Source organism: Vibrio sp. KUL70 (genome assembly GCF_059725515.1).
Genome location: NZ_AP045834.1, coordinates 1,450,651 through 1,474,343 on the forward strand (window position 1 = coordinate 1,450,651; position 23,693 = coordinate 1,474,343).

Annotated in this window: 21 protein-coding genes and 1 pseudogene; 11 read left to right on the forward strand and 11 right to left on the reverse strand. The window is 44.1% G+C overall.

Going from position 1 to position 23,693, the window contains the following annotated elements; genetic code table 11:
* The first annotated feature begins 50 nt into the window (after positions 1-50).
* Entirely contained in the window at positions 51-2,330 is a 2,280-nt protein-coding gene (locus tag AC6I7V_RS06350; protein ID WP_498011570.1) for a peptidase U32 family protein, read from the forward strand.
* A gap of 89 nt (positions 2,331-2,419) precedes the next feature.
* Here the strand turns inward: AC6I7V_RS06350 and AC6I7V_RS06355 are convergent, their stop codons facing one another.
* The 8 genes from AC6I7V_RS06355 to AC6I7V_RS06390 all read right to left on the reverse strand — a co-directional run bounded on the left by AC6I7V_RS06355 (position 2,420) and on the right by AC6I7V_RS06390 (position 11,747).
* On the reverse strand, positions 2,420-4,153 hold the full coding sequence (locus tag AC6I7V_RS06355; RefSeq protein ID WP_498011571.1) for a sodium:solute symporter family transporter: 1,734 nt from the start codon (positions 4,151-4,153) through the stop codon (positions 2,420-2,422).
* On the reverse strand, positions 4,146-5,141 hold the full coding sequence (locus AC6I7V_RS06360; protein ID WP_498011572.1) for a nuclear transport factor 2 family protein: 996 nt from the start codon (positions 5,139-5,141) through the stop codon (positions 4,146-4,148). The genes AC6I7V_RS06355 and AC6I7V_RS06360 overlap by 8 nt, the downstream gene beginning before the upstream one ends.
* Positions 5,142-5,158: 17 nt before the next feature.
* Positions 5,159-6,133, reverse strand: a complete 975-nt coding sequence (locus AC6I7V_RS06365) for a nuclear transport factor 2 family protein (RefSeq protein WP_261883039.1) — start codon at positions 6,131-6,133, stop codon at positions 5,159-5,161.
* Positions 6,134-6,640: 507 nt separating this feature from the next.
* Complete coding sequence (locus tag AC6I7V_RS06370; protein ID WP_498011573.1) at positions 6,641-7,921, reverse strand: TRAP transporter large permease; 1,281 nt, start codon at positions 7,919-7,921, stop codon at positions 6,641-6,643.
* Positions 7,918-8,481: a TRAP transporter small permease gene (locus AC6I7V_RS06375; protein ID WP_498011574.1), complete on the reverse strand. Its 564-nt coding sequence runs from the start codon at positions 8,479-8,481 to the stop codon at positions 7,918-7,920. The genes AC6I7V_RS06370 and AC6I7V_RS06375 overlap by 4 nt, the downstream gene beginning before the upstream one ends.
* Positions 8,482-8,599: 118 nt before the next feature.
* Entirely contained in the window at positions 8,600-9,595 is a 996-nt protein-coding gene (locus AC6I7V_RS06380; protein WP_498011575.1) for a TRAP transporter substrate-binding protein, read from the reverse strand.
* Positions 9,596-9,894: 299 nt separating this feature from the next.
* Positions 9,895-10,857, reverse strand: coding sequence for a LacI family DNA-binding transcriptional regulator (locus AC6I7V_RS06385; RefSeq protein WP_498011576.1), 963 nt, complete (start codon positions 10,855-10,857; stop codon positions 9,895-9,897).
* 140 nt (positions 10,858-10,997) lie between these two features.
* Positions 10,998-11,747 (reverse strand): HpcH/HpaI aldolase family protein, encoded by a 750-nt coding sequence (locus AC6I7V_RS06390; RefSeq protein ID WP_255230798.1) that lies wholly within the window; start codon positions 11,745-11,747, stop codon positions 10,998-11,000.
* A 320-nt stretch (positions 11,748-12,067) separates the two neighbouring features.
* Between AC6I7V_RS06390 and hisD the strand changes: the two genes are divergently transcribed.
* From hisD to AC6I7V_RS06410, 4 genes are all read left to right on the forward strand, one after another.
* Positions 12,068-13,360: a histidinol dehydrogenase gene (hisD, locus tag AC6I7V_RS06395; protein ID WP_255230797.1), complete on the forward strand. Its 1,293-nt coding sequence runs from the start codon at positions 12,068-12,070 to the stop codon at positions 13,358-13,360.
* A gap of 1 nt (position 13,361) precedes the next feature.
* The gene (locus AC6I7V_RS06400; RefSeq protein ID WP_255230796.1) at positions 13,362-14,096 is read left to right on the forward strand and encodes an SDR family NAD(P)-dependent oxidoreductase; all 735 of its coding nucleotides are present in this window, start codon (positions 13,362-13,364) and stop codon (positions 14,094-14,096) included.
* Between the two features lie 65 nt (positions 14,097-14,161).
* A complete protein-coding gene (locus AC6I7V_RS06405; RefSeq protein WP_498011577.1) occupies positions 14,162-15,166 on the forward strand; it encodes a cupin domain-containing protein in 1,005 nt (334 codons plus the stop codon).
* Positions 15,167-15,168: 2 nt separating this feature from the next.
* Entirely contained in the window at positions 15,169-15,894 is a 726-nt protein-coding gene (locus tag AC6I7V_RS06410; RefSeq protein ID WP_255230794.1) for an alpha/beta fold hydrolase, read from the forward strand.
* A gap of 62 nt (positions 15,895-15,956) precedes the next feature.
* On the opposite strand, the gene AC6I7V_RS06415 is transcribed toward AC6I7V_RS06410, so the two are convergent.
* Both AC6I7V_RS06415 and AC6I7V_RS06420 read right to left on the reverse strand, forming a co-directional pair.
* Positions 15,957-16,427, reverse strand: coding sequence for an acyl-CoA thioesterase (locus AC6I7V_RS06415; RefSeq protein WP_255230793.1), 471 nt, complete (start codon positions 16,425-16,427; stop codon positions 15,957-15,959).
* A 149-nt stretch (positions 16,428-16,576) separates the two neighbouring features.
* Entirely contained in the window at positions 16,577-18,382 is a 1,806-nt protein-coding gene (locus AC6I7V_RS06420; protein ID WP_498011578.1) for an ABC transporter ATP-binding protein/permease, read from the reverse strand.
* Between the two features lie 461 nt (positions 18,383-18,843).
* On the opposite strand from AC6I7V_RS06420, the gene artP reads away from it, so the two are divergent.
* From artP to AC6I7V_RS06450, 6 genes and pseudogenes are all read left to right on the forward strand, one after another.
* Positions 18,844-19,572 (forward strand): arginine ABC transporter ATP-binding protein ArtP, encoded by a 729-nt coding sequence (gene artP / locus AC6I7V_RS06425; protein WP_498011579.1) that lies wholly within the window; start codon positions 18,844-18,846, stop codon positions 19,570-19,572.
* Between the two features lie 103 nt (positions 19,573-19,675).
* A complete protein-coding gene (locus AC6I7V_RS06430) occupies positions 19,676-20,407 on the forward strand; it encodes a lysine/arginine/ornithine ABC transporter substrate-binding protein (protein ID WP_255230790.1) in 732 nt (243 codons plus the stop codon).
* A 1-nt stretch (position 20,408) separates the two neighbouring features.
* The gene (gene artQ / locus AC6I7V_RS06435) at positions 20,409-21,095 is read left to right on the forward strand and encodes an arginine ABC transporter permease ArtQ (RefSeq protein WP_255230789.1); all 687 of its coding nucleotides are present in this window, start codon (positions 20,409-20,411) and stop codon (positions 21,093-21,095) included.
* Positions 21,092-21,760 (forward strand): arginine ABC transporter permease ArtM, encoded by a 669-nt coding sequence (gene artM, locus AC6I7V_RS06440; RefSeq protein ID WP_255230788.1) that lies wholly within the window; start codon positions 21,092-21,094, stop codon positions 21,758-21,760. The genes artQ and artM overlap by 4 nt, the downstream gene beginning before the upstream one ends.
* A gap of 317 nt (positions 21,761-22,077) precedes the next feature.
* Positions 22,078-22,449, forward strand: a complete 372-nt coding sequence (locus AC6I7V_RS06445; protein WP_306416905.1) for a zf-TFIIB domain-containing protein — start codon at positions 22,078-22,080, stop codon at positions 22,447-22,449.
* A gap of 53 nt (positions 22,450-22,502) precedes the next feature.
* Positions 22,503-23,015, forward strand: a pseudogene (locus AC6I7V_RS06450) (GNAT family N-acetyltransferase).
* 21 nt (positions 23,016-23,036) lie between these two features.
* On the opposite strand, the gene AC6I7V_RS06455 reads toward AC6I7V_RS06450, so the two are convergent.
* Positions 23,037-23,690, reverse strand: coding sequence for a sugar transferase (locus tag AC6I7V_RS06455; protein ID WP_498011580.1), 654 nt, complete (start codon positions 23,688-23,690; stop codon positions 23,037-23,039).
* Positions 23,691-23,693 lie beyond the last annotated feature (3 nt).

Here is a 23,693-nt window from a genome sequence, read left to right on the forward strand (position 1 = left end):
TGGGTAGAATACGCGGCTTAAAAATTATAAGTAAGTGAGCGACTTCAAAAATGAGCAGAAAAATTGAGTTATTAGCCCCTGGTGGCGATGTAGAGGCGATTAAAGCAGCTATCGTAGCAGGAGCTAATGCGGTCTACTGTGGACTGGGAACATTTAACGCCCGTAACCGCGCCTCGAATTTATCTTTAGACGAGCTGAACGGCATTATTCGTCTTGCTCATGAGTACGGTTGTCAGATCTTTCTGACTCTGAATGTCGTGTTACTTGAGAGTGAAATCAAGAACATCAGCAAGCTTTTGAACCAACTTGTGAACACTAAGGTTGATGGCATTATTGTCCAAGACTTGGGTCTGTTTGATCTGGTGAAGAAATACTTTCCAACGATCGATGTTCACGCGTCTACCCAGCTAACTACGCACAACGAAGGCCAAATCAAGTTCTTGGCTAAGATTGGTGCATCACGCGTGAACTTATCGCGTGAATTGAACCTGCCTGAGATTAAAGAGCTGACTCAAGTTGCGCATGACCATGATGTTCTAACAGAAGTCTTTGTTCATGGTGCTCTGTGTATCGCGTTTTCTGGTCAGTGTTACTCAAGCTCAGTGAGTGTCGGTAACTCAGGTAACCGTGGCCGCTGCTCACAGGCGTGTCGCGACGAATATGAGATTACTGATGCAGGTAACCGCTACCCACTTAACCTGAAAGACAACTCTGCTTACTTTGATTTACCAGAACTGGTAGACGCACAGGTTGATTCGCTGAAAGTTGAAGGCCGTATCAAAGGTGCTCACTATGTTTACACCGTAATCGATACATGGCGCAAGCAGATCGACAGCTTTATCGAGAGTGGCGATCTGATAGGTGATGATTCAAACCTACACAAGGTATTTAACCGTGATTTCACCAACTCTTTCTTGAAGGGTAACTTAACGAAAGACATGTTCATCGATAACCCGCGTGATAATAGTAAAAATTATGCGGTAGAGCAGGCTGCAAAACAGGTTCAACAGTTTGATCCCAATGCTGAAGATGCGATCTCAGTTGTTCAGATTGAAGATGTCAGCAAAGACCTTCACGCAGCGAAAGATGTGTTGGGTGATGAGATGCGTAGCAAAATCCAGTATCTGGATATCCGCAAAACACCAATCAAGCTTTCATTCAGTGCCTGTCAAGGTGAGCCTCTAGTGGTGTCAGTGATTTCTGACAAAGACAACTTTGACGTGAAGTCTCAATCTGTATTGATAGCAGAGGGTGAGAAACCACTGACCAAGGAAATCTTAGAAAAGCGCTTCAAATCACTTCGTAGTGGTATTCACTCACTTGAAGGTTATGATTTTGAGCAGTTCAATGAAGGTCTATTTGTCTCTTTGAAAGAGCTAACCCAGTTAAAAGAAGAGATCGACTTTATTCTGAATGGTTCTGTAGACGTTGTTAAGAATGTTGATGTTCCTGCGCTACCGAAATTTGGCAAAGTGAACGAGACACCGACACTGTCTATGTTGATTGCTGACACTGCCGATCTGCACCTTTGTGATGTGACGGAGGCAGACATCTACTTCAAACTGCCTGAGAGCTACAAAAAGCGCAACAACAAGTATATTGATATCTTGTCTGAGAACCCGAGTTTGATCCCTTGGTTCCCAGCAGTACTGATTGGCAAAGATTACATTGAAGCGGTTCGCATTCTTGAAACTGTAAAGCCAAAGCGCATTGTGACCAACAATACCGGGATTGCTTACAAGGCTTATGAGATGGGTATTGAGTGGGTGGCGGGTCCATTCATGAACACGACCAACTCGCACGCTTTGTACACGCTAAAAGAGCAATTGAACTGTTCGGGTGCTTTCCTTTCAAATGAGCTGAACAAAGGTCAACTGCGCCATGTTCGTCGTCCTGAAGGTTTCAAGCTTTACTACAGTATCTATCATCCAATTCTGATGATGACCAGTCGTCAGTGTTTCTTCCAAAGAACAGTTGGCTGTAACAAACCGGCTATTGAAGATGGTTGTATGCTGCGTTGTGAGAAAGCAACCACGATTACCAATGTGAAAGGCACCTCGTTTGCGGTCGATAAACAGAAGGGAGGCTACCCAAGCATTTACAACCATGAGCAGTTCTTAAACCAAGGTGCAGTTACGGATCTCTCAAACCTGTTTGATGAGTTCTTTATCGACCTGACTGACATCGGTTCAGGGTCAAAAGAGAAAGCGGACAAGGTGGAGTTGATTACGCAATTTGAAGCGCTGATAACGGGCGACCAAGCTGCGATAGACAACTTAAATCACTTAGTGCAAATTAGGACCAATAACCAGTATGTTCAAGGGCTTTAAAGAACCTAGTTAATCAAGAACTGGTGTTTATCAGAGACTAAAAGGCTCACTGCGATAGTGAGCCTTTTTAAAAGTTAACAAATTGAATTTTAACTGATTTGTTCTATTTTTCTTGATGGCTTAGAGCGTTTGAATGAGTAAATCATATATCCGATTATGCTTGTAGCAACAATAACAGAGCAAATTCGGATAAAGTTAATCAGCATTGGCGCATTGTCAATAAACTCGTTAATTCCCCACAGTAGTACGAGCGAGAATACAAACATGACCAACAGCCCCCAACAAGGTGCATCAATTTTGCCTGGAACAACATACCAACCATCTTCTTTGATCGGTTTGTTCAAACGCGCATATTCTGCTTGCTGACCTTTGATTGTGTAGAGGTGCATCTTTGTCTGTTTGCCGGTTAGCCACAAGCTTGCAGCGTATGCGGCAATCGTATTAACCAAAACACCGATTACGCAGTACCAAGGCCAAGCAATATCTGTTGCAACAGCTACATACCAAATCGCTAAGAAGCTTGCAGCAACACCAAGTAATAGTCCCTTCTCAGTAATATGTTTAGAGTAGAAACCAAGCACGAACATACAGAAATTAGCGCCGACAAAATAGGAACCTGCTTTACTCAATATTTCTAAAACTGAACCACTGCTGGTTGCAAACATGAAGGCTGGAATGATGATACATAATGCCCACATAACCGTGAAGAAACGTGATGCTTTGAGGTAGTGTTCCTCTGACTCATTTTTCTTGTAGAAGCGTTTATAGAAGTCAGTAACCGATACGGTAGCCATAGAGTTAAATGCGGAATCCAGGCTGGACATACTCGCTGCTAGAATAGCCGCCGCGATGATCCCCATTAGCCCTGGCATACCGTATTCACTGGCATAGTGAAGGATAATAGTATTGCCATTCTCAAACTCTTTGCCATCGTAATACGCGTTAAATAATACCCCTAACAGAATGAAAACGAAGTAGATGAAGAAAGCAACATAACCCATCATTAGCATCGCTTTTTTTGCATCCCCCATACTTTTCGCCGCCATACAACGCTGAACCATCATTTGGTTACCGCCATATACAGTAGTATGGAACATCGTCATCGCGATAACACCAGCCCACACAGTGGTGACTTGGCTTAAATCTAAATTAGTTTGCAACGCATTGGTCATTCCTTGTGACTTAAGATCTTGCATTACCTCTGTCATGGGCTGAGGCATACCGTTCCAGACAGCTTCAATGATGATGAATGCCCCAACAAACAAAATGATCGCTTGAATAACATCTGTCCAAATAACGGCGGCAATTCCCCCCATTACGGTATAAATCAGTGCGATAACCGTAACAATGATGATGCAGTAAGTAACGTCAATACCTGTAATGAATTCAAGAATTAGTGAGGTCGCGTACAAGACCGCCGCTGAGCTTATCGCCTGTTTAATTAAGAAAATCAGAGACAGAGTGATACGTGAAGCTTTACCAAAGCGTCGCTCTTGATATTCGTAAATTGAAGTGAGGCCGTTGTTGTAAAAAAACGGCATAAACACTGCAACGATAAAAAAGATCACGAGAGGGTAGTTAAGATGGATTGCGATTACCGACAAGCCTTCTTTATATGACCAAGCCGGCCCTCCTAGAAAAGACATAGCACTGACATAGGTACAGACAACAGAAATACCAATGGCCCACCAAGGAATATTTTTGTCGCCCAACGCAAATTGGTTAGCGGAGGTGACACGTCTACCAACAACGGCACCCATAATTAACGTTAGGACGATGTAAGTACCAAGAATTGTCCAGTTTAAAGCGCCAAACTCATACATACTCACGTCCTTTTAATTGTTCTTCCATTTGCGCAAACAGATCGTAGCCAAGCTGTTTTAATATGTGTGCTATATCGATAGCGACCCAGTTTTCCTTGAGTAATTCACCTTCTCGTCGCCAAATATCCATAACGCGAAGTTCAATGTGCTTGCCGGTTGCTGCCAGTCCTAACCAACCACTGCTGCCAGTATGTGTACCGTGCATGTGTGGCCAACCACCTGTGGATACGTAGTCATTTTTGGATAAAATATTGAGCTTAATATCAACACTTCTATCAGGGAAAGCGAATACAAATGGCCCTTGGTGGTGCTCTCGGAATCCTTGAATTCCACGTGTCGTACCGATCCCCGCAGGTCCATACCACATAAAATCACTGTGCCAATAATTTTCTAAATCCATTGAATCAAGGTGCTTTCCGTCAAATCGACCCAAGCAATCTAACATGTCTAGGACTAGCTTTTGGCTCTTTTCACTCGCTTCGATATCGATGTTACCTGCCTGTATTCCATCTTGAGTCGCTGGGGCAGGGACTAACCCCATATGACCTAGGCTTTTTCGCAGTGGATTCACGCCAACTTGGTTCATGGCATCAATAAAATCAGGTATTAAGTAGGATTCAGTAATTTGCCCATCTTGTATGCAAACCATCTCTGTATAGCGCAAGTAGAGTGTTTTACCTGTTGCTGGAATTCCAAACAGTGGTCGTGCAAATGTACCAACAAAATAACCTGTAGAATTTACCCAAGTTCGGCCTTGGTATTCACCTTGCATGATGATCGATGGACGTCGTTCAATGTCAGGTAACGAGTTTATTAGCGGTAATAGAAATGCTTGCTCAGTTGCATCGACACCGAAGACATCGTTAATCGGATGCGCGACACACCATTTAACATCAGCATTTAGCATCTCTTGAGCTACTTGATTCCGCTCTGTAGATTGAGCGTTAAAATAGGTTTTGTAGAAATTCTCTATCAAGCTGTTCATCATAATACTTCCTTATATACTTAGCCGACTTGGATTAGAATCTGTTTCCAAACAGCACTTTCATCAAGTAGAGTAAACTCTCTGCGTAAACCCCAAGGTCCAAACTCTGCATGGCTGATTCCCATGATGTAAACGTCTTTTCCTGTTGGCTTTCCAAACATACCGTAGCCTTCATGTTTGCCTTGCAACGACCAGCGGATAGCTGCACGAGGTGACATCATTTCGTCATTGCGACCAATACGATGATGAATTTTAAACTCAGCGTTTGGAAATGAAGATCGCAGTGACATCCAAAATTGGTCTATTTCATTATGAGAGAGTGCAGTTTTCCCGCCTGTGTACTCACCGATACATGCTCGGTCATACTCTTTCGGTATCACTGAGAATTCAGCACTCATTAAACGTCGCAGTATGTCCTCATAGCGTTGACCGTATTCATTGTCGTTACCCACACCGAGATAAGGGCCTTGGATATCCACTTGAGGAGTAAACGGGTATGAGCATTTTTCGACACCGCCTTCTGCTTCAATTTGTTGTCGAGCGTACTCTTCAGACGTCATACCAAGTTGGTTTGAAATGGCAGCGATGTCACGGATCATCCACTCGTCATTGATTTGATTGTTGATGGCATGGCAGTCTGCAATGATTCGAAACTTAAGTGTCTTATTCGTGGCTCTACCAAATACACCATCGTTAGTGTGAGTTGCCGTTGAAATGATTCGATGTGATGAAAGCAGGCCTTGCTCAGGAGTTCCTGACCAGATAACGTCTTCACCCAATAAGGTGCGGTTTGGGAACTCAGCCAATGTTCCCATTGTCGCGCTAATGACTTTTTCGTTACCGGTTGTGATTGCGAGTGGTGTGCGGACTATGATGTCAGGTGAATAATAATTATGTAGGGTACTCAGGCCTCGATCTTCCCAAATTTCTTTAGTAATACCTAATATGTAATCTGGAAAATCTTGCCATTTAGAATCAAAGCCAACCATAGCCATTAATCACCTCCTGATGCATTAAAAAAATAGTTTTTGAATTATTTTGGTTACGTATCCAATATTGCTGTTTGTTACCAATGTGTCAACGAGTTGTTTTGGGCGTGTTCGTTTATTGTGGTTTAGATCTGTTTTTTAACAATTTTAATAATATACTTGGTTAGTCGTAAATGGGTGAGAATGAACCATTGATTGGGTTTCTGTATAGAGTAGGGCTAGGCGTATATAAGAACATAATCATTATCAACTATCTGTATTTAAAGTATTTTTAATCTCAATGATAGTTATAGAATTAAATGAGCCGATAATCTGTGAAGATTCGTAGAAGTAAGGAAAGAAGAGTAAATACTCAAACTTCGGATGGTTGGTTAATACAACTGAAATTTAATTGTTAACCGCTTGTTTGATTTTGTTTGTTTTTTGTGGATTCGAATGCAAAACGAGTGCACTTGAGGTTAAGCCAAAAAGCCACTAGAAACGAATATCTAGTGGCTTCTTTTAGGACAGCACCTAAGACAGCAACTCTGGAAGATAGAGTGATATGGCTGGAATGAATGTAATGATCATCAAGGCGACGAGCATGGCACCAATCCAGCCTAGAATAGCGCGGGATAAGGATTCGATCGGCACGTTACCGACTTGGCTGGCCATGAAAAGGTTCGCTCCAAGCGGTGGTGTTACAAAGCCGATAGCTAAGTTGACAATCATAATGATACCGAAGTGGATTGGGTCCATTCCTAAGGCGGTCACAATAGGCAGCAGTATTGGCGTCAAAATAACGATTGCAGCCAATGTTTCCATGAATGTACCGACGATCAATAGTAATGCGGTAATGCATAGCAAGATCAGCAGTTTGTTTTCCGTGATAGAGAGAATGAACTGTGCGATTTCAGTCGGCAGACGTTCAAGTGTTAGGATTCGACCAAAAGTGACCGAAGCGCCTACAATCACAAGCACTGCCCCCACCAATAAAGAAGATTCTAAAATGATCTTCACGACCTTTTTGTAATCAAGCTCTTTGTAGACAAACATGCCGAAAAACAGGCCGTATAACACGCCAATCGCAGCAGACTCCGTTGGCGTGAAGACACCGGAGTATATTCCACCGAGGATGATCACAGGTAATAGCATTGCCCAGATAGCTTCTTTTAGTGCCGCCAGTCGCTCAGGCCATGTTGCTTTTTTATCGTTACCTTTGTAGCCGCGGATTTTAGATACAATCAAACAGTAGCCGATAAGAACTAGCCCGACGACTATCCCTGGGATAATACCGGCCATGAACATTTTTGTAACTGAGACTTCAGCAGTAATGGCGTATACGATCATTACAACCGATGGGGGAATAATTACTCCGATACCGCCAGAGGAGGCTATTAGTGCACCAGCAAAGCTTCGGTCATAACCTTTTTTAACCATAGACGGAATCATAGTCAAACCAATCGCGGCAACCGTTGCTGAGCCAGTACCGGAGATGGAGGCAAAAAACATACATGCGACAATCGCAACAATCCCCAAGCCTCCGGTGAAGTGACCAAAGAAGACTTCAGCAACATGCAGAAGGCGTTTAGATATTCCGCCTTGGCTCATTAAGTTACCAGCAAGTGTAAATAGGACAACAGCCAGCAGTGGGAAGGAATCAAGGCCAGTAACCAAGCCTTGAACCAAGAATTCGGTGTTTAGGAAAGGTAGGCTCAATATTGCCAGCATACTTGCGCCTGCGAGAGCAATACCAACCGGAACTCCAATCAGTAGTAACAGACCGAAGCTACCAAATAGAAGAGCAGAAGTCATAGGCTTAGATCCAATAAACGGTTAGACGTACGATGCTTCGCTTTCAAGTGACGATAGCGGCGCTGCGTAAATCGTGCTGATTTAGGAGAGTGCGCGACAATTGAGATACGTTTGTTGATACTGACAATCAAACGTATCGCGCTTAGAACGGCACACACAAGTACAGAGGCGTATAAGCAAGCGATTGGAATCTCCATAGCCGGAGCAATTTGTCCTAGCTTTAGGCTACGGCCTATCACTTTAAATCCAAACCAAGCGACCGTGCAGCTAAACGCCAAATATATAAGGTCTGATAAGATCAAACTGTAGTGGGTTAGGTTACCCGGTAACTTATCAACAAAAATACGGATACGAATGTGTCGGTCATCGCGTATGCAATAACTGATGCTTAAATACATCGCCCAAACAAATAGGTAGCGAGCGAGCTCTTCTGCCCAAGGGATGGACGCATCAAACAAGCGTAATGTTATCTGCAAGCACAATAGCGCTGTCATTAAAGTAACAGAGAACACGATAAGTGTTGGTTCGAAGTATCGGTCGAACAGGCGAAACCATTTCATACTTAACTCCAAAGAGAACTGAAAAGGGCGTCAAGAGCCAATGAATAAATTGTGCCTCAGACTTTAAGCAAAATGGCTCAAAGTCTGAGGTAGAACACTTTAAGGTTGCGATCGTGGTTTAGAGTTGCTCTATTTCTGCGATCACATTGTCAAAGAGGTCTTCGCCCGTTTTGCTGCGCAATTCCTGATAAACCGCAGCATTCATCTTCTCTTTCATTTGAGCACGAACGTCGGTCGGCACCACATTTACTGTCATACCTTTAGCTTCGAGCTCTTTGATCACTTCTTGGTTTTGCTTTGCTGCGAGATCACGTTGTACTGCAATAGTCTCTTGGCTGACTTCATTAATTAGAGTCTGCTGATCGCTTGGTAAAGAGTCCCAGAACTCCTTATTCATGAACAGAACATAGTTTGTGTAGATATGGTTCGTTAGAGAAAGGTACTCTTGTGCCTCATAGAAGCGCTCAGCATAAATTGAGTAAACCGCGCTCTCTTGTGAATTGATTAAGCCTTGTTGTAGCGAAGTGAAGATCTCACCCCAAGAGAGTGGTGTCGGTGCTGTGCCGACCGATCTCCAAGCACTAATTTGTGTTGGATTTGAAGCTGAGCGAATTTTTAGACCATTTAGGTCTTCAATGCTTTCAATGGGATGTTTGTTATTGGTAATACTGCGAAAACCAACTTCCATAAAACCAAGGCCGTGAAAGCCTTTGGATTCCATAGAGCTCAGTAGGCGTTTTCCGATCTTTTCACTATCGAGTGCTGTATGAGCTTGCTCTTCATCTTCAAAAAGATAGAACACATCGAGAACGTTAAATTCAGGAACATACGGTGAAAGAAGTACGGATGCACCAAATGTCATTTGTAGGTTGCCTTGTTGAACCAATTCGGTCGTTTCTCTTACGTCTCCCAGTTGACGTGCGGGGTAGATGTCGACTTCTAGTTCACCGTTCGAGCGAGCTTCAAGCTCTTTCTCAAAGTGCAGCATCGCTTTATGTACAGGGGATGTTTCTTGGCTGTCGTGAGCAAGACGAATGACATTACTTGCAAACGTATTCATACTGGCAAGCGTTAAGCTAAGGGCAGTTATTGAGGTAAAAATTGCGCGTTTCATTGTTCTTCCTTGTTCTTCACATGACTTCTATGTGCATTCATTTGAGTCATGTTGGTCAGTGGGTTGTTAATACGCACTTCATATCCTAGTTTTGCATACGAATCCAAAATTATAAATGCAAGGATAACAAGTCAATAACAAATGTTCATTATTGATAACATAATAAATGGCAATTGGTGATTTTATAAAGTGGATCACAGAAAAAAGCCCCAATATGAAATTAGGGCTTATAGTCTAAATCTATTGGATAGATGTTGGAGGAGTATCAATTTGACGACTATTAATTTCAAAGTCGCTAATTAATTTGTTTTCGTACTGCCACGCTCAACGATAGTGCCTGATTGGAGAAGATATTCGCCTTTTGCATCGACATTTTCGTTGATACGTTGCATTAGATCTTCGACCGCGCTTTGCACGATTTTGTCAACTGGCTGGGCAATCGTAGTCAGATCGTAGCTTGGCCATGACGCCATTGGGATATCATCAACGCCCATAACGGCGAAGTCTTGTGGAATACTGCATCCAAGCTGTCTCAAGCCGTCAATCACGCCCATCGCTAAGATGTCATTGGCACAGAAAACAGCGTCGGGTCTTGATGTGTGTTCCAGTAACGCTTTAGCGGCCTCTAAACCTGCTTCAAAACTGTATTTTGCATTGATGAAGATAGGAGGGACAGCTTCATGCGCTTTCACGGTTTCGGAAAAACCAAGCCAACGTTTATCACTGGTCATTGAACCGGCATCACCACTGACATAGGCCAATTGCTTATAGCCTTTCTCAAGTAGGTATTCTGCTGCTTGTGTGCCTGCTCTTTGGTTATCAAGACCGGCGCTGTTAGCATTAATGCCTTCTGTGTAACGGTTGATTAAGCTTAAGTGAACCCCAAACTTTTCACACTGGGCAAAGGCTCGCGAAGTCAGACGACTGGTCGCGATGATTAATCCATCTACCTGGTATTCTATCGCCCTTGAAATCGCGAGATCCAAGTCATCTTTATCAATCGGGCACAGAACAACCTGTCCACCACGTTTTTGAATTTCTATAGCAAGAGCACGGGATTGCAAATCGTACATTGGGTTAGATTCACTATCCAAAGCAATAGCGACCAGCCCCGAGCGGTTTGAAATCAAGCTTCTCGCAATTGCGTTTGGCGTATACCCAAGCTTAGCGGCGGCGTCCATAACCATTTTTCGTTTCTTTTCACTGATACTGGCAGTCGGGCTAAATGCTCGAGAAACGGTTGATTGAGAAACGCCGAGCATTTTGGCGACATCAATAGAGGTAACTTTGGCTTTTATGGTGAAATCTCCTTAATTCGCAGCCTTTCCAAGTGTGAGGCAAGACGAAATGAGCGTGGTTTGATAATTACAATACGTATAACTTTTCAAATAACAAAGAAAATTTATGATTTCATGACGGCATGCTCATTTCGAAAGCCGTCAATGATCATTTTGTGCTCAGATCCTACACAGAAGAAGTTAACGCCTAACTCACCCCATTCGCGAGCTAATTCAGCATTAGCGACAAACATTCCCACAGGTTTGCCAACCTGTTGAGCTGCTTTGATTATTTTTATGCTCGCTTCACGCACGCATTCGTCATTTACACTTTCAGCACCGTAAGACACAGCTAGGTCGACTTGGCCAATGAATAGGGCATCAATCCCTTCGACCTCAGCAATCGACTCTGCGTTGATAACACCTTCGGGGTCCTCGATTTGAGCAATCACAACGGTATTGTTCTTGCTGTCTTTTAAGTGATTTGCCATAGGTTTAGTGGCGTATTTTGCTGCGCGACTTGAACCTGCGTAGCCTCGGCCACCTTCACCATAATGGGACATTTTTACTAGCTTCTCCGCTTGTTCAGCGCTGCATACGTGTGGGATCTGGATTCCTGTTGCTCCGCAGTCTAACGCATTCAAAATGGTTGATGGCTGGCTGTCTTGAACTCGCACTACGCATGGGAGTTGATTGGCGCGAGCTGCAAGAATACAGCTGTCTAATGATGTCCTATCGAAAGGGGCGTGTTCCGCGTCTAGCACAATGAAAGAAAGATCCGCGAGCGCAAGCACTTCAATGATATGTGGGTGAGGCGTTTTAACAAAAGTGCCTAGTAGTTCTGTATTGTTAAGTGTGTTCTTAAAGTTATTCATTACGTTTACTCTTTTTTGCAAAGGTATGCAAAACTTAACATGTGTTTATGTAAAAAAAGAGTAAAAACAGTGTGACGAATGCAACATAAATGGATTGTTTTTCATTCCTTATATTTGGTTTTTTACCTTCTAATTGTGTGTGTTTTCAATAAAAACAGAAGTTTAAGTGAAAATTCAGGTCGTTGAAATATGATTTGCCAAGTGTTAATAAAATGTTTATGTTTGTTTTGCATTCGTATCCAAAATCATACATAAACTAATAATTCTGAGTTAATTGACCAATAAGCAAACACTAGGCATAGCGACAAGGAGAACTACGCATGGCTCGCATTCTAAAACACGGAATCACTGAAGAAGCATCAGCATCAAACAACGCGCAAGTACGTCAAACCGTTGAAAACATCCTTTCTGATATTGAAAAGAAAGGTGACAGTGCAGTTCGTGAGCTTTCAGAAAAATTTGATAACTGGTCTCCAGAGCAGTTTCGTTTAACAGAAGAACAAATTCAGGCATGTGTTGATGCTCTAGATGAGTCGACTAAACACGACATTGAGTTTGCTCAAACGCAAGTACGCAACTTTGCACAGATCCAACGTGACTCGATGCACGATGTAGAAGTTGAGACCATGCCGGGCGTTGTACTGGGGCACAAAAACGTACCAGTGAACAGTGTGGGTTGTTACATCCCAGGTGGTAAATACCCGTTGGTCGCTTCTGCACACATGAGTGTCCTTACGGCTAAAGTGGCAGGCGTAAAACGTGTTATTGCATGTGCTCCACCTTTCAATGGTCAACCAAACGTTGCGATTGTTGCTGCGATGGCGATGGCAGGGGCAGATGAAATCTACTGTTTCGGTGGCGTTCAAGCGGTTGGTGCGATGGCTCTAGGTACGGAGTCGATTGCACCTGTTGACATGATCGTTGGTCCGGGTAACGCATTTGTGGCAGAGGCAAAACGTCAACTGTTTGGTCGTGTTGGTATCGATTTGTTTGCTGGTCCAACAGAAACCTTAGTCATTGCGGACGAAGAGGGTTGTGACCCTGAACTCGCTGCTGCAGATCTACTTGGCCAAGCTGAGCATGGTTATAACTCTCCAGCGGTACTACTCACGAACAGCGAATCGTTCGCTGAAGAGACAGTAAAAGAGATTGAACGTCAATTGACTATTCTTCCTACAGCTGAGGTGGCGGGTAAAGCATGGGAAAATTACGGTCAGGTGATTGTGTGTGATAGCTACGAAGAGATGGTTGAAGTGGCAGATGAGATCGCTTCGGAACACGTGCAAGTTATGACCAAAGATCCTAAGTACTTCCTAGATAACATGACCAACTATGGTGCACTGTTCTTAGGTCGTGAGACCAACGTCTCTTACGGCGACAAATGTATCGGTACCAACCATACACTTCCAACAAACAAAGCGGCGCGTTACACCGGTGGCCTGTGGGTAGGTAAATTCATCAAGACTTGTACTTACCAACGAGTAACAGAAGCGGCCTCTTTGAAGGTGGGTGAATACTGCTCTCGTCTATGTGCATTGGAAGGGTTCGCTGGCCACAAAGAGCAAGCTGATATCCGTGTACGTCGCTATAAAGACAAATCAGTAGAGGCGTAACATGACAAAACTCGCCTTAGTTACAGGCGGCAGTGGCGGCATTGGAGCCGCCATATGTCAAAAACTGGCCAAGTCTGGTTACCGCATTGTATTTACTTTTAATAGCAACCAGAGTGCAGCAGAGCAGGTTTTGAACAGTCTTGAAGGCAACGGTCATGCTATGTATCAGCTTAATGTTGAAGACAGTGTCGCGATCAGCGCATTGGCGGAACAAGTTAGCGAAAGTTCGCAATCGTTGGATCTGTTGGTGAACTGTGCGGGTATGACAAAGTTTGTCCCTCACCATGATTTGAACGCCTTAAGTGATGACCTGATCGACAAGATTTTCCGCGTCAATGTTCGAGCCCCCTTTGCGATGGTTAGAGCGTTCGAACCAGCACTTAGAAACGCGAAAGGCTGTGTCGTCAACATCACATCGATAGCGGCACAAACTGCGATGGGAAGTAACGTCGCTTACTGCGCGAGCAAATCTGCGGTTGAGAACATGACGCGCTCGTTAGCAAGAGCTTTGTCTCCAGACATTCGAGTTCTTGCGGTTGCTCCGGGTCTTGTTGATACCGAATTTGTCAAAGGGCTGGATGATGAGTGGCGTGATACGCAGGAACAATCGACTCCGCTTAAACGACTCGCTAATGACGAAGAGGTCGCAAATGCGGTGTTCGCGGCTGCAGAGCTGCTTACATTCTCAACGGGCAATACCATCGCAGTAGATGGTGGTAGACCTTTAAGTAATTAAAACTAACAACCTGACTGGTGGCTGAGCTAAAAACTCGCCCCAACAGTTGGCGAAAGGAACGAATAATGACCCTACAAAATAAAATTAATAGTAATTTAGTTCGCTATATGGAACTGATCCCAGGTACCAGTGCATTCATTGATGCACGAACGCCTGGCAGTGACTTAAAAGATAACTTCTGCATTATCGGTACGGGTGTTGCCGAAAGTAGCCGCCAGCACGTTCATATTCGTGAAACGGCCGGTTTCAATATTGGTGCTGCGGGCCAACCGCCAGGTATTAAGAACTCTCTCCACTCACACCACACTGCAGAACTGTTTGTTGTATTTAAAGGTCAATTCCGCTTCTATTGGGGCAATGAAGGAGAGCATGAAGCGGTACTGTCACACGGTGATGTGATCTCGATTCCTACTAATCTATTCCGAGGATTCGAAGTGGTAGGTAGAGATTATGGCTTTATGTACTCTGTGTTAGGTGGAGATAATTCCGGTGGTGGTGTGGTTTGGCATCCTAAGGTGATTAAAGATAGCCAAGGTCACGGGTTATACCTAAAAGCAGACGGCACGCTAGTCGATACCATTGATGGTGATGCTGTGCCAAATGAATCTGAATTGATGCCATTGCTAACCGAGCAAGAGTTGTCTCAATTCGATACTTACACAGCAGAACAGATGATGCCTTTTGTGGCGCTGAAAAAAGATTATCGCGAGATCAAAGGGGATTTTTCTAACCCGAACGTGAAACAATACGCACTGACGGGTCACCCCGAAGCAGAGTACGACTTCCAAGTGAAGAGCGTCGATGACGTAAGTATTATGGCGTATGAGTTGACTGAAGGGGCAAGTATTCCGGTTCATCAGCGTAGCGAAAAACAGGTGCTGATTAATTTTGAAGGGGATACGTTACTTAACCTAGTTCAAGATGGCGAGCAGGCTCAGTTGGTGTTAACAACGGGTGATGTGTTCAGTGTGCCAGTAGGGGCATCTTATAGCCTTGAAAACCTACGTGGTAACAGCTTTACCTATGTAGTTCTTGGTTCTGATCAGCCACAAACCTTACAGGGCGACTAATAATGAAACCAGAAGTACCACTATTATGGTTGCCTGGTCTGTTATGTGATGAAGCCTTGTTTCATGAGGTCAATAGTGAGCTGCCCAATTGGGTGGCTCCTTTTACGAGTGACTTAGCTGCAGAAACATCCATGCAAGCATTGGCGAGTAAAGTATTAAAGGATGCCCCAGACACCTTTATTCTGGGCGGCTTATCAATGGGTGGCATCTTGGCATTTGAAGTTTTACGTCAAGCACCAACAAGGGTAAAAGGGTTAATCCTTATGGATACCAACTCTGCTGACGAAAAGCCTGAAGTGTCGGAAAAGCGCTATGCATTGGTTGATAAGGCAAAAGCTGGGGAGTTTGAGTCAATCACTCCTAATGTATTGATGCCAGTGTTAATCCATCCCAACCAATCGCACAACCAGCAACTTACAGAGCAAATCTCACAAATGGCGATTAATGTCGGTGTTAGTCGATTCGAAGCACATGCACATGCCTTAGCAACACGACCAGACTCTAGACCACTGCTAGCGGATATTAAAATTCCAACATTGGTGATTACTGGTAGAGACGATCTATTGTGTCCAATTGATAATCATCTACTGATGGCAAAGCATATCGAGAATGTGTCGCTACACGTCATTCCTGACTGTGGACACCTTTCAACAATGGAACAGCCTCAGCGTGTTGCTGCGCACATTAACCATTGGTTAGACGTTCATCAAGCCTTATTGGTTAAATGAACCTCAGTTAAAAAATGAAGGCCACTCATTCGAGTGGCCTTTCTTAAATCTATAAAGTGGATCTACTGTTGCTCAGCGACGGTTTCTTGCTTAAAGCACGGGGTTTTTAGCGTGCTCATGTTTTGAATTTCGTTTAGTAATCGGACAGACAGTAGCGCTTTTTGGTTGGATGCAAAGTCAAACATCACGATAGTGGCTGTACCAATAGTGGTGACTTTCTGTTGAGCCTTACTGACGATGGCATATTCCATGGTAAAGCGGTCGTCTTGAACCTCTGTTACTTTTGAACCTACTAGCAGTGTGTCAGGGTAGGTGACTGGGCGGAAGTACTTGCAGTAAGTATCACCGAGCACTGGACCAACCTTAGTGACTGCCATCTCTTCCATAAGCTCAACATGCTTGAAAAAGTCTAGGCGAGCGGTTTCAAAATAACGGAAGTAGACGGCATTGTTCACGTGATTGAGTGCGTCCATCTCTCCCCAAGCCACGGGGATTTCTGTGATTACAGGGTATTCAGATAATAGTGCTTCCATGCAGACTCTCTTATTGTGGTTAGAATGATCTTTGAGAAATCATGAGTTATTGGAATAAAAACACTATCGCCATTTTAACATCGCTGCAACATTGAAAATGGCGAGCTGTGACTTGTGACCAATGAGTAAAGACTCATCAACCGGCTTACCTATCCACGAACGTGTTTAAACTGCAACTCCACCAATCTTTGGTAAAGGTTGCAGCTCTGCATCAGCGACTCGTGATTTCCGAGATCTATCAGCTTACCTTGGTCAAGCACGGCAATTTGGTCGGCGTGTTTGATGGTAGAAAGTCGGTGAGCGATGATCAATGTAGTTCGGCCTTTCATAAGCTCTTCAAGGGCTTGCTGAACATGGTGTTCACTTTCACTATCGAGTGCGCTGGTCGCTTCATCCAGTAATAGGATGTTTGGATCTTTTAAGATCGCACGAGCAATAGCGATACGTTGACGTTGCCCTCCCGATAAGCGAACACCTAGCTCCCCCAAGAAGCTGTTGTAGCCTTCAGGTAGCGACATAATAAAGTCGTGAGCATGGGCTTTCTTCGCCGCTACAATGACTTCTTCATCGGTCGCACTTGGATTACCGTAGCGAATATTATGAAACACATCGTGGCTAAATAATGCGGGTTGTTGTGGTACTAACGCCATTTGCGAGCGTAGTTCCTTCGGGTCAAATTGGTGAAGCGGGACGCCGCCAAGTGTAACGCTGCCAACTTGTGGGTCGTAAAAACGTTGCAGTAGTTCGAACAACGTTGTTTTACCGGCACCGGACGGCCCAACCAGAGCCAATACTTTCCCTTCTTCTGCTGTCATAGTGAGCGCCGTTGTTGCAGGATCATCTGGGCGTGAAGGGTAGCTAAAGGTCACATCATTGAAAGCGATTTCTGCCGCTAATCCCTCGGTCGTTTGAGGATGACTAACTGGCGCAATAATATGACTCTCAACATGCAAAATTTCAATCAGCCTTTCAGTCGCACCTGCAGCACGTTGAAGTTCACCCATGACTTCAGAGATGGTGCCAAGCGATGAAGCAACCATGATTGCGTAAAACACAAATGCGCCCAAATCACCTGCCGACATAGTGCCATTAATCACATCACTCCCACCAACCCAGAGCATTCCTGAGATAGCGCTGAATACAATCAGAATCACGCCAGAGACTAGAATCGCACGCTGTTTAACGCGTTGACGACCAATTTCGTACGCTTTCTCTACTTCCTTACCAAATGAAGCGATCTCTTGTTGCTCGTGACTATAGCTCTGAACGGTTTTGATGTGCTCAATTGCCTCACCAGCGTAAGAGCCGACGTCGGCCATTGAATCTTGGCTTTTACGTGAAAGAGCTCTCACACGTCGGCCATAAACCAGAATCGGTACCAGAACAAAGGGAACGGAGGCCAATACGATTAGCGTGAGTTTGATATTGGTCGCGAACAGCATGATCACGGCGCCAATACACATCAATGCGCTGCGCATCGCCATGGAGAATGACGAACCAATAATGCTTTGTAGCAGGGTAGTGTCAGTGGTGATACGCGACATAATGTCACCACTGCCGTTGGTTTCAAAATAGCTCGGATGCAGCGAGACCACATGCTTGAATACTGCTAAGCGTATATCGGCACTGACACGCTCGCCAACCGATGACACCAGATAGAAACGGAAGAAAGTCCCGATGGAGATCAAACCAATGATCACCAACATAAATTGAATCGCATTTCCCAACTCATCGGTTGAGCGTTGGGTAAAACCTTGGTCGATAAGAATACGTACGCCGTGACCGACCGTAAGTGTGAGACTTGCAGTAAAAATCAGAGCTATCAGTGCAATAGCCACTTTGCCTCGGTATGGCTTAATGAACTGAAAGAGCTCTAGTAAGATCTTTAGGCTCTTTTTTGTTTGTTCCGGTGGCGGTGTGGTTTGATCTTCAAGTGTAGAAGCAGAGTCGGACATGAGACTACCTTAGTATAGATTGATAACCCATTAGAACACGTTATCGCTGATTGTAATGTGCGATACGAGCTGATCTTGGAGATTACTACATCTCTAACTATATGACTCACCGCGTTTATTTTAAACCATCTCGCACCTGATTAAGTGATTACTCATAACTCTTTTCGAGTTGATTCCTACAATACTTATTCATCGAATACCTCTATTTTTCTTAACGTAAAGAGAATGTCATTATCGAAGCCTTGTTTTATAAAACTGCGTTCAAACGTTTGCTAATTTGAGCACCTTATTTTTAATTCAATGAGATAGATCTAAAACTTGTAAGACCAGATAGATAGCCTGCATTTTATGCAATATTTGTTACAAAAATTCAACACAATAAATTTCTATACATTTTTCTTGCATAAAAATTGCCAATGAATAGAATAACTACCAAATGACAATTAATGCAGTATTTTGGCATGAGTATTCAAGTAAAGAGCATCAATAAATCGTATGGCGACACCCAGGTTCTTCACGATATTTCGTTCAATTGCGAAAGCGGTGAAACATTGGTTTTACTTGGCCCAAGTGGTGCGGGTAAAAGCTCATTGCTTCGCGTCCTAAACCTATTGGAAATTGCAGACGACGGCCAACTAGAGATTGCTAGTGAGTCGTTTGATTTTTCAAGCTCAATCCCAGATAAACAGGGGCTGCAACTTCGTCGTAAAGTAGGCATGGTTTTCCAACAGTACAACCTTTGGCCACATATGACGGTGATTGAAAACCTGATTGAAGCACCAGTCAAAGTTGCAGGAATGGATAAACAAGAGGCGATTACTCAGGCGAAGAAAGTGCTAGAGACACTTCAATTAGCGGACAAAGCCGACGCATGGCCGTTAAAACTTTCAGGTGGACAACAGCAACGTGTCGCGATTGCGCGTGCTTTGATGATGAAGCCAGATGTGTTGCTGTTTGATGAACCAACCGCAGCACTCGACCCTGAAATCACCAACCAAGTTGTCAGTATTATTAAAGAGTTAAGCGGAACCGGCATCACGCAAGTGGTTGTCACTCATGAAGTCGATTTTGCGAAAAAGATTGCTAGCCATGTTCTCTACCTAGAAAAAGGGTACATCGTTGAGCACGGCACGAGCGATGCGTTTATCAATCCTCAGACGCCTGAGTTTGCTGAATATCTTACTCACTAGATCTACCTACAGGATCAGATTTAGCTAAAACATAACATTGATTAAAACAATCCAATTATAAGAATGGCCGCAGGCTGCAACTACACATATTCGGAGTAACAACATGAAAAAGATTCTACTAGCTTCACTTATCGGTCTTGCTTCTTTCAACGCGGCAGCGCAACAAGAGATTAAATTCGCAATGGAAGCGACTTACGCACCATTCGAGTTCATGGATGAAAACAACCAAATCCAAGGTTTCGATGTTGACCTAGCAAACGCATTGTGTGAAGAAATGAAAGCGAAGTGTACTTTCCACAACCAAGCGTTCGATAGCTTAATCCCTGCACTTAAATTCAAGCGTTACGACGCGGCAATTTCGGCGATGGATATTACTGATGCTCGTCTAAAGCAGGTGAACTTCTCTAACGCTTATTACGATAACTCTGCTGCGTTCATTTCTATTGAGGGTAAAGTTGCTGATCAAGCAGCACTAGAAGGCAAGCGTGTTGGCGTTCAAAACGGTTCAACACACCAAAGCTACCTACTAGAGCAGATGACTGGCGTAACTGCAGTACCTTACTCAAGCTACCAAGATGCATTCATCGACATGAAAAACGGCCGTATCGATTCAGTATTTGGTGACACAGCAGTTGTGGCTGAATGGTTTAAAAAGCAAGACAACCTAACATACGTGGGTGATCAAGTTACGAACCAAGAGTACTTCGGTAATGGCTTTGGTATCGCAGTAAACAAGAGCAACCAAGAGCTCGTTGACCAACTAAACGTAGCGCTAGCAGCTGTGAAAGCGAACGGCGAATACGACGTGATCTTCAACAAGTACTTCGGTAAGTAATATGGAATTAACGGGTTACTCTCTAGGGCTCGTCGAAGCAAGCTGGATGACCATTCAGCTTGCATTTGTCAGCCTATTAGTCGGATTAGTTTTAGCAGTACTGTTTGCCAGTGGAGAGATGTCTCGACGTATCGCAATTAAATGGCCAACCACGGCGTTTGTAACCATGGTTCGTGGTTTGCCAGAGATCTTAGTGGTGTTGTTTATCTACTTTGGCTCGACTCAAGTGCTGTTTATGATCACTGGCGATTTCATTGAGGTGAGCCCGTTTTTATCTGGTGTTGTTGCACTGTCACTTATTTTTGCATCGTACGCTTCGCAGACTTTGCGTGGCGCATTAAAAGCAGTGAGCAAAGGACAAAGAGAAGCAGCAAGCGCACTGGGCATTCCTCAATCGCACGCTTTCTTCAAGATTGTTCTCCCACAAGCGGTAAGACACGCACTGCCGGGTTTAACCAACCAGTGGCTAGTTCTTCTGAAAGATACGGCTTTGGTATCGTTAATTGGTGTGACTGATCTATTAAAACAAGCACAGCTAACTTCAGCGGCAACACATGAAGCATTCACATGGTACGCAACCGCAGCAGCGATTTACCTAGTGATCACCTTGGTGACGCAAAGAGCAGTAAAAGTGATTGACGCGAAATACTCAATCCAAGGCTTAGGCGCTAAAGGAGCGATGGCATGAATGAACAGTACTTCTCCCAAATGCTTGAAGGCCTAGTGACCAGCATTCAACTTACAGGCGCATCGCTACTTGTCGGCTGCATCTTATCGCTTTTGATGACCGTGACTTTGGTGTTAAGGCTTTCAGCTATCCATTGGCTAACTCGTGGCATCATTACCTTATTTACTGGTACGCCTCTTTTAGTGCAGATTTTCTTGGTGTATTACGGTCCAGGTCAGTTTGATTGGATTCGTGAAAGCTTTATGTGGACTTGGCTCAGTCAGCCATGGTTCTGTGCAATGTTGGCTCTAGCCTTGAACACCGCAGCATACAGCACACTGCTATTTAAAGGCGCATTCAACGCGATTCCAGTGGGGCAGTGGGAAGCTTGTCGAGCGTTAGGTATGGATAAAGTGGCAACGCTTAAAGTGTTACTTCCTTATGCACTGCGCCGCGCGGTTCCAGCCTACTCAAACGAAGTGATTTTGGTATTCAAAGGCACGTCACTCGCGAGTACCATCACCATCATGGACTTAATGGGCTACGCACAGCGTATCAACGGCCAAACCTACGACACACTCACTGTGTTCAGCATCGCAGGCGCATTCTACTTAGGCGTAAATGGACTACTAACTCTGATATTCCGACAAGTAGAAAAGAAGGCCCTCGCATTCGAAGCTGCTTAACACGGCTCATTACAATAGATAGCAATTCTTAAGCCCGCGATCCTGAGAAGGATCGCGGGCTTTTTGTACTCTGTGTTTCGCTGTAAATACTAATGGCGATATATCATTCAACTGGCTACCCCTGAGAGCGTTTTCTTACCCAAATGATCCACATTTTGTGACCAAGTCAAAAGATGGGTGATTTAAGTTACTGAAAATAATAGCGATATGATGGTATTGTGTTATCCATATGAAACAGCGAAAGCTATTCAGTGATGAAATACTGAATTGTTCTCGAAGAAATAACATAAGGAAAATTTGATATGCAAGGTAAAAAGATGGAATGTCCTAAATGTAGCTCTGATTTTGAGCAACTGCAGACACCATTTGGCGATGTGGAAAGATGCGTGGACTGCAAAGGTTTATGGATTGACCGATGTGAAGTTGAATCAATGAAACCTTTAGCAGATGTTATCGATGATGGTGACGAAGAGGTAGGTAAGGCATTTAATGCCGTAGATCGTATTAGTTGTCCTGTTTGTCCGAATAACAAGTTACTGCGCTTAGTGGATCCTCAACAACCTCATATCTGGTTCGAGAGTTGCCCTACATGTAAAGGTCGCTTCTATGATGCAGGTGAATTTAAAGACTTGGCGACGCTCGATTTATCAGACTTTTTCAAGAAGTTTGGCCTCGAAGAGCGCGTTTAGAATTTAAAAAGCATATAAGTCAGCATTGTCGAGTTTTGTATCAGGATAATTACATGGAAGTGGTAGAAGCGAGTATTGGTTTAGCGCCATTGATGGAAAGCTATGCCAAGGAGTGCTCTGAATCGGGTATTCCCAGATATCAAGATGTAGAAAAGGATCCAGAAGGACACCTTTCTAACATCATCAGGCGTGAAAAAGACACCACGGGATTACCAGAAGGATATCTACTTAGTAAGACCTATTAGTGTGTATCAGATAATCAAATCTTGGGTGCGATTCGAGTCAGACAAGGTACCAATGACTATGTAGAAAACGTAATTGGGCATATTGGCTACGAAACAAGGCCTACAGCTCGAGGAAAAGGAGTGGCTTCCTTCCTATTGGCGTGGGTTCGAGACAACGCCATAACCGAGTCGGCGATAGTCACGTGTTCAGTTGATAACCCAGCCTCTCAAAAAGTGATTGAGAAATGTGGTGGCGAATATCTTGGTGAATACAACGATGAAATGGAAGGTAAGGTCAGGCGCTATCGCGTCACTCGCCAAGCTTCCATTCCAATAGCCTGATTCCGTAGCGTTGTTGTTTAACTAGCGACCACGCCCATCCACCATAACGATGATAGTTTTACTGATAATCGACAGGTCAGCAATGATCCATGACTTCATTGAGCATAAGCTAAGTGCGTAGCTGTGATCGAAACCGACTTTGCGTCTTACGTCTTCAATGCAAGTGTCATAACCTTGGTTAACTTGAGCTAAGCCGGTGATCCCTGGCATCACACCATAGGTGCGGTCTGCAAAGTACGGAATCTCAGTTTCAAGTTTGTTATAGAAGGTAGGGCGCTCTGGACGAGGGCCTATCAACGACATATCGCCTTTAATGACATTAAAAAGCTGTGGCAGTTCATCAAGACGAGTCTTTCTCAAAAAACGACCAACAGGGGTAATACGAGGGTCGTTCTTGGTTGCCCAAACAGCACCAGATCGTTGTTCAGCATCTTCGTACATGCTGCGGAACTTAAGAATTTCAAAAATTTCCATCTTTTCGGGTGTCGATTTTCCTACACGCAGTTGGCGATAAAAGACGGGCCCTTTAGACGTCATCACAATCGCAAGAGCAATGATTGGGAAAACCGGAGAGAACAAAACAATCGCGAACATGGACGCAAAGAAGTCGAAGCTACGTTTAGCGCGAGAAATCTTGTTTTGGTAAAGCATGTGTTTATGGTCTTGAGTAAACATAGT